This is a genomic window from Catenuloplanes sp. NPDC051500, from assembly GCF_044454585.1.
Lineage (GTDB): Bacteria > Actinomycetota > Actinomycetes > Mycobacteriales > Micromonosporaceae > Catenuloplanes.
On record NZ_JBITDX010000044.1, the window covers coordinates 26310 to 33271 of the forward strand.

Here is a 6962-nt window from a genome sequence, read left to right on the forward strand (position 1 = left end):
CGGCGGCCCGTGGCAGGATGGGCTGCATGCGTGCGTTGAGCTTCGGGGCAGTGGCGGAGGCTTACGAGCGGTTCCGGCCCGGCTACTCCGACGAGGTCGTCGAGGCGGTGCTCGGCTATGCGGGCCGGCCGGTCCGCACGGCCCTGGAGATCGGCGCCGGGACCGGAAAGGCGACCCGCGTGTTCGCCGCCCACGGCATCGCGGTGACCGCGACCGACCCCGATCCCGACATGCTCGCTGAACTGCAGAAGCACGTGCCTTCCACGGTACGCCCCAGGCGCGCCGCCTTTGAGGATCTGCCCACGGACGAGCGTCACGACCTCGTCTACGCCGCCGCCGCGATGCACTGGACCACGCCGGAAGGCCGGTGGGAGCGGGTCGCCGCACTGCTGGAGCCGGGAGGCGTCTTCGCCTCCTTCGGCGGCCCGGTGCAACCGGCCGACCCGGAGGTCGAGAGGGCGGTGAGCGAGGCCCGCGCGCCCTTCCTCGACACCGACGGGTTCCCGTCCCCGGACGGCACCCCGCCGGAGCGGGAGATGCAGTGGCCGGGAACCGAGCTTGAGGCGTCCGCCCTGTTCACCGACGTCAGGCAGATCCTGGTTCCGCGACGCTTCACGCTGACCGCGGACGACTTCGTCGGCCATCTGTCGACGATCTCCGCCTACCTCCAACTCCCGCCGGCCGACCGTGCACAGGCCTTCGAGGCGATCGCCGGGGTGCTGCCCGAGCACGTGGAGATCAACGGCGACGTCATCCTGCACCTCGCCCGCCGCACATGATCGACATCCGCCGGATCTACGTCGAGCCGGCGGCGGCGCTGCTGCCGCGTGGGCGGGAGGTGCTGGCGCGCTGGCCGGACGCGGAGATCGTCGAGGTGGAGAGCCACAACCGGATCCCGGAGTTGTACGGGGACGAGACGAACGTCAACAGGTGGGTGCGGATCAAACGCGAGGCGCTCGTGCTTGGCGTGAAGAAGACGATGACGGCGCGGCCGAACGGGCGGTCTGCGGACTTCATCGCCCCGTCGACTGCCAACGGCTGCGCGATGGCCTGTGCCTACTGTTACGTGCCCCGGCACAAGGGCTACAGCAACCCGATCACCGTGTTCACGAACATCGACCGGATCACGGGGTACGTCCGGCGGCACGCGGGACGGCAGGGCGCCAAGCCCGCGCCGAACGAGTGTGACCCGGCGGCCTGGGTCTACGACATCGGCGAGAATTCGGACTGCAGCCTCGACGCCCGGATCAGCGACAACGTCCAGGACCTGGTCACGCTGTTCCGGGAGCTGCCGAACGCGAAGGCGTCGTTCGCCACCAAGCACGTCAACCGAGATCTGCTGGGCTGGGAGCCGCGCGGGCGTACCCGGATCAGGTTCTCGCTCATGCCCACCGCGGACGCGAAACTGCTCGACATCCGCACCTCGCCGATCGCGGAGCGGATCGCGGCGATCGACGACTTCGTGGCGGCGGGGTACGAGGTGCACGTCAACTTCAGCCCGGTCGTGGTCCGGGACGGCTGGCTTGCGGACTGGGCGGAGCTGCTCGACCAGCTCGACGCCGGCATCGGCCCGGCCGCGAAGGCACAGCTCGCCGCCGAGATCATCTTCCTGACGCACAACCGGGACCTGCACGAGGTCAACCTCGGCTGGCATCCGAAGGCGGAGGAGCTGCTCTGGCGCCCCGCGATGCAGGAGCCGAAACGGTCACAGAACGGCTCGTGGAACGTACGGTACCGCGTGGGCGACAAAGGCCGATATGTCGCCCAGCTCACGGACCTGATCGCGCGGCGCACGCCTTACTGCCGGGTCCGTTACGCGTTCTGAGTGGAACCGCGGACCGTCAGGCTGGTCGCCAGCTCGAAGCCGAGCTGCGCCGGACTCTCGCCCCGGCCGAGCGCGAGCGCCATCTCGGTCGCCGCGATCGCCATCTCGATAAGCGGCTGGTGGACAGTGGTCAGCGGCGGGTCCACGTGCGCGACCACCGGCAGGTCGTCGAAACCGACCACGCTGAGGTCGGCCGGGATGCGCAGACCTGCGGTGCGGGCCGCGGCGTAGACGCCGAGCGCCTGGAGATCGTTGCAGGCGAAGATCGCGGTCACCCCCTCCGCAAGCAGTGATCGTGCCGCGCGCGTACCGTCCTCGCTTGTCAGCGCCGCGTGCACGATCAGCGGCGGCAGCCCGGCCGAGGCCAGCGCCGCGTGGTACCCGTCCAGGCGTGCCCGGCAGCACAGCACGTCGTCCGGCCCGGCGACCATGCCGATCCGGGTGTGGCCGAGGCCGATCAGGTGGCGGGTGGCGGCGCGCCCGCCGGCCCAGTTGGTGGCGCCGATGAACGGCACGCCGTCCGGCAGTTCCGCGGTCGGGTCGAGCACCACGCAGGGGATGCCCTGCTGGCGCAGCCGCTGCCGTTCGCGCTCGGTGAGCTGCGCGACAGTGACCACGCAGGCGGGCCGGCGGGCCAGCGCGTCCTCGATCCAGTAGCGGATCGTGGAGTGGTCCGGGCCGAACTCGGAGAGCACCACGCCCAGCCGGTGCCGCCGGGCGACCTGCTCGACGCCACGGATGATCTCGGTGCCCCAGGCGTGGTGGAGGTCCTCGAAGACCAGTTCCAGCAGGCGACTGCGGACCGGCGAGACCGGCTTGCGGTAGCCGAGCTCCGCGATCAGCGCCTCGACCCGGGTGCGGGTGTCAGCGGCCACGCCGGCTCTGCCGTTGAGCACCTTGGAGACGGTCGGCACTGACACGCCCGCGGACGCCGCGATGTACGAGATGGTGACCGGCCGCTGCTCCATCGGCCAAGCATAGATATCAGGCGATCCCGGCAGAAGTGAACCCCGCTCACGCACCTCGGCGCCGGAGCAGCATGGGCGCGCTCCCAGGGAGGTCATGGAAATGGGGTAGAGTGCGCTCGGAATGAGGGCCTGACCGCCATTTTCTAAGCGCAATTTAGTCCGCCCCTAAAGACAAGTTAATACAAGGACGGAAACGCACATGACTGAAGTCCCGCCGCCGGCCCACAGGCATCGCGCGGGTGGGTGGAGAAGCCGCCGGGCAGCAATCGTGGCGGCCTCGGCGCTCGCGGTCGTGGCCACGGTCGCCACCGCCGCGGCGCTTACCCTTACCGGGCCGTCGTCGTCCTCGGAGCCCGAGGCCATCTCACCGGCCGCGGCCACCGGGGAGGCGACCCCGACCACGGCGCCGGCCCCGAGCGCGTCACAGTCGCCCACGCCGTCACCGTCGCCGAGCACGTCACCGAGCCCGAGCGCGCCCGCGACCTCCGGCGACTGCGGACGCCCGGTCGGTGCCGGCCCGGTCGTCAAGACGACCCAGGTCTCGCTGCCCGCGGCCGTCGCCGGTTACGGCAACGAGGGCGACACCGACCCGCTGCCGATGGCGCTCGCGGCCACCCCGTCCGGCACGTCCTGGCTGGCCTGGCTCGGCACCAACGGCACGGTCCACCTGGGAAAACTCGGCTGCGACGACAAGCTGACCGGAACGCCGACCAGCTTCACCGCTGTCGACCTGCAGGACGTGCAGGCCGACGCGAACGGTGGTGTGCTGCTGGTGACCCGGGCCGGCGACTGCGGTGACACACCGCTCTGTGGTGGCGAGTCAAGCCCGTGCCGCACCATGGTCATGATCCGTTTCGACGCGTCCGGCCAGCAGGTCTGGGAACGCCAGGTGACCAACCTGAGCGACACCCGGGCCGGCTACGACGACGGCGCCCGGTTCATCTGGTGGTACCAGCACCACGGCCGCCTCGCCTCCGACGGCGCGAACGTCGCCGCCTACTTCGGGACCGCGATCACCGTCAAGAACGGCGCGTGCGTCGACATTCACGAAGGCGACAGGATGCAGGTGGTGAATGCGTCAGGCGGGCTGGTCACCGGACACAAGGACGCATTCGAGGTAGGGTGCAGCCACGCCTGGACATCACGCATCGTCTACGACCCGCGCGCGAAGAAATTCGTCACCGTGTGCGCCACCGACAACGCATGCCGTATCGCACAACCCAACCCCTATCGCACAATCGCCGCGGGTACGTGTGACGGCACGCTCTTCGGTGGCGACCTGGTGCTGGCCAAGTCCACCGGTTACTGGACCGCCTGGAGTCAGGGCAACGCGGTGCGCCTCGAACACTTCACCACAGGCGCGTCCGACACCACGATCACCACGGCCTCGACGTCGCAGCACCCGCACCTGGTCAGTTACGGCACCGGGCACATGCTGCTGACCTGGGCCGCCGGCTCCGGCATGGCCGCACAGGCCTACGACTCCGCGAGCGGCAGGACGGCCGGCGCCCAGTTCACCATCCCGGCGAAGGACCACAACTACCAGGCCTTCAAGGGGTACGCCGACGGCAGCGCGGCCTATCCGGCTGCGGGCAGCGGAAACACCACGATCACGATCGCGCGCGTGCAGCCGATCGGCTGACCTGTCGCCCGGGGCCGGCAGTTACCGCTGTCAGCCCCGGGCGATTGCGTGGACGGCGACCTGCTGGTGATAGACCGGGATGACCGCGTCGAACTCGTAGGCCAGCCCAAGCTTCTCCATCACCCGCGCCGAGCGGACGTTCTCCGGGTGCCGGATGCTGATCACCCGGTCCAGCCCCAGCTCGTCGAAGCCGAACCGCAGCGCCGCTGTGGCCGCCTCGGTCGCATAGCCCTTTCCCCAGGACCCGCGGGCCAGCCGCCAGCCGATCTCCACCGACGGCATCACCTCCGGCAGGAACGCGGGCAGCGCCAGCCCTGCCCAGCCGGCCAGCGCCCCGGTCTCCCGCACGTCGATCGCGAACAGCCCGTAGCCGCGCTCCCGCCAGTCCCGCGCGAACTTCGCAAGCGCGGCGGCCGACTGCTCCCGATCCCGTACCGCGCCGTCCAGGATGTAACGCATCACCTCCGGGTCCGCGTTCATCGCGGCCAGCGCGTCCAGGTCGTCGTCGCGCCACTCGCTGCGCAGCCTTAGCCGATCCGTCTCCAGAGTAATCATCTGATCATTCTGGGCACAGTCATTGCCGTGTTCCAAGCCGCCTCGGCTCACCGCGCGCTCCGCCCGGGTGGACCTTAGACTCCACGACGGATTCGGATGGCTACCCGGGGAGACGCCATGCTGAGAACAATCCGCCGTGCAATGCCGGTCGTCGCCGCGCTGGCGCTGGTCACCGGCTGCTCGGCGTCGTTCTGGTCACTGTCCACCATCAACGATGCCGAGGTCGGCGGCTGCGTCCAGGAGAAGACGGACGGCGACAAGACCACCTACAACGTGATCGACTGCGATGAGCCCGATGCGACGTACACCGTGCTGAAGCTCAAGGATTATGGCTCGTCGTCCGGCTGCACCACGGTGCCCGGCACCACGGTGCAGCTCCAGGAGGACTCGCTGATCTGCCTCGGCCCGAAGGGCGCCGACCCGTCGAAGGCGATGAACGGCGCGAAGATCGGTGACTGCGTCGAATACGCCGGCTCCGAGAGGTACCTCACGGACTGTGACAACCCGCAGGCCACCCAGCAGGTCTACATGGTCCTCACCAACGTCGACTCGGACAAGGTCCAGTCCCGCTGCGACGGCGTCCGGAACGCCACCTCCGCCTACACCTGGGAACTCCAGAGCACCGGCGGGGAACTCGACTCCGTCAAGGCCATCGACGAACTGACCGTCAGCCTGGTCGTCTGCCTCGGCCCCAAGCTGTAGTCCTTCCCGTGCGCACGGTCGTCAGCGACCCCGGCGCGCGGTTCTGCCGGGATCGGCGCGAACACCTCCGGGAAGAAGTCCAGCCCGGCGTAGTCGAGCGCGCCGGCGAAGTCGCCGCCGCGCAGCGAGGCCCGGAACTCCTGCGCCGGGTCGAAGATCGGCGTGGAGTTGCAGCCGATCAGCACGTCGGGCCGAGCCGGTCCACCTCGGCCCGCGCGGCGAGCACACCCTCGACGATCGCCCGCCGGACCGCGGGCTGCCCGCCGTCGCCGCCCGTCCCGGCGTGGTTGCCCTCCTCGCCGAGCTGGAGCGTGGCACGCACGTCGCCATGCGTGCGGATCTGCCCCCGCAGGAACGTGAGCCAGCCGCTCAGGACGTCACCGGGCTCGCGTAAGCAGACGACCAGATCGAGTCGGCGGTTGCCGCGCGCATGCCGCCACGGCGACGGCGGCGCCTGGACATGACCGCGGTGCGTGTCGTCGAAGCGCACGTAACCGCGGGCGATCGCGCTTTCGCACGGACGTTCTTCGGTGCCTGGATCGCTTACCGATCCTCCAGCGTCTGGATGAGCGTCTCAGTAGGCATCTCAACCCTGGCACCGAAAGGTCAGTAGAGGGTTCCCGGGTGTGGCGTGTCGCGTGCGTCGCACGGAGGGCTTCGGTGAGATTCCACCCGCGGTAGCGCTCAGACCGCGGATCCCGCGCCACGCCCGGCCGGAGGCCGGGATGCGGCGTCCATCCTTCGGGATGCAAGATCCTTGCGCTCCTGGTGGCCCTTATTCCGGCCGAATAGGGGCCACCAGGAGCGCAAGGATCTTGACGTCGCCTCAAGCAGGCCGCAGGCGAAAGGTTGTATCTGGCATATCGGACGAGGTGGTGATCCACCACCTCAGAACGAGACCGAGACCGATCCCACAGGGCCACGATCGGCTTGCCCACCGCGGGACTTTCGGCCTCGATGCCGATCCTGGCCGGCCAATCACGCTGGGACGGCCCGGCAGACCGCCGCTGAGGCGATCCCCGCGCCACTCGCAGCCTTCCGCAACAGCCCCGACTTGCCGGAACCCTCCGCGACACGTGCGGCATCGGTGTCAGCCCTTGCGACACCCCCGACCGCTGCCGACTCGGCCAACCGCCGCTGAGGCGACAGCCGCGCTACACCCGCGCACCCCGCCACAGGGTCACGTCCACGGAGGTGGTGTACGAATCGCCCACTTTGGGGTGGTTCGGGAGACAAAGACGCGGTCATCGCGGATCCTTCTCAAATCGAC

Annotated in this window: 7 protein-coding genes; 4 read left to right on the forward strand and 3 right to left on the reverse strand. The window is 69.6% G+C overall.

Features of this window, described 5'->3' with window-relative positions; all coding sequences use genetic code 11:
• Positions 1-26: 26 nt before the first annotated feature.
• Positions 27-779 carry a class I SAM-dependent methyltransferase gene (locus ACIA8K_RS40390; protein WP_396068802.1) on the forward strand — a complete coding sequence of 251 codons (753 nt, stop codon included), beginning with the start codon at positions 27-29 and terminating at the stop codon, positions 777-779.
• Entirely contained in the window at positions 776-1825 is a 1050-nt protein-coding gene (locus ACIA8K_RS40395; RefSeq protein WP_396068803.1) for a spore photoproduct lyase family protein, read from the forward strand. Before ACIA8K_RS40390 ends, ACIA8K_RS40395 begins: the two co-directional genes overlap by 4 nt.
• Here ACIA8K_RS40395 and ACIA8K_RS40400 read toward each other — a convergent pair.
• Entirely contained in the window at positions 1813-2793 is a 981-nt protein-coding gene (locus ACIA8K_RS40400; RefSeq protein WP_396068804.1) for a LacI family DNA-binding transcriptional regulator, read from the reverse strand. The genes ACIA8K_RS40395 and ACIA8K_RS40400 overlap by 13 nt on opposite strands.
• Before the next feature lie 268 nt (positions 2794-3061).
• Between ACIA8K_RS40400 and ACIA8K_RS40405 the strand changes: the two genes are divergently transcribed.
• Positions 3062-4435, forward strand: coding sequence for a hypothetical protein (locus ACIA8K_RS40405; protein ID WP_396068805.1), 1374 nt, complete (start codon positions 3062-3064; stop codon positions 4433-4435).
• A 30-nt stretch (positions 4436-4465) separates the two neighbouring features.
• Here ACIA8K_RS40405 and ACIA8K_RS40410 read toward each other — a convergent pair whose 3' ends face one another.
• On the reverse strand, positions 4466-4990 hold the full coding sequence (locus ACIA8K_RS40410) for a GNAT family N-acetyltransferase (RefSeq protein ID WP_396068806.1): 525 nt from the start codon (positions 4988-4990) through the stop codon (positions 4466-4468).
• Between the two features lie 117 nt (positions 4991-5107).
• Between ACIA8K_RS40410 and ACIA8K_RS40415 the strand changes: the two genes are divergently transcribed.
• Complete coding sequence (locus ACIA8K_RS40415; RefSeq protein WP_396068807.1) at positions 5108-5692, forward strand: hypothetical protein; 585 nt, start codon at positions 5108-5110, stop codon at positions 5690-5692.
• 178 nt (positions 5693-5870) lie between these two features.
• Here the strand turns inward: ACIA8K_RS40415 and ACIA8K_RS40420 are convergent, their stop codons facing one another.
• Positions 5871-6182: a hypothetical protein gene (locus tag ACIA8K_RS40420; protein WP_396068808.1), complete on the reverse strand. Its 312-nt coding sequence runs from the start codon at positions 6180-6182 to the stop codon at positions 5871-5873.
• Between the last annotated feature and the right edge of the window lie 780 nt (positions 6183-6962).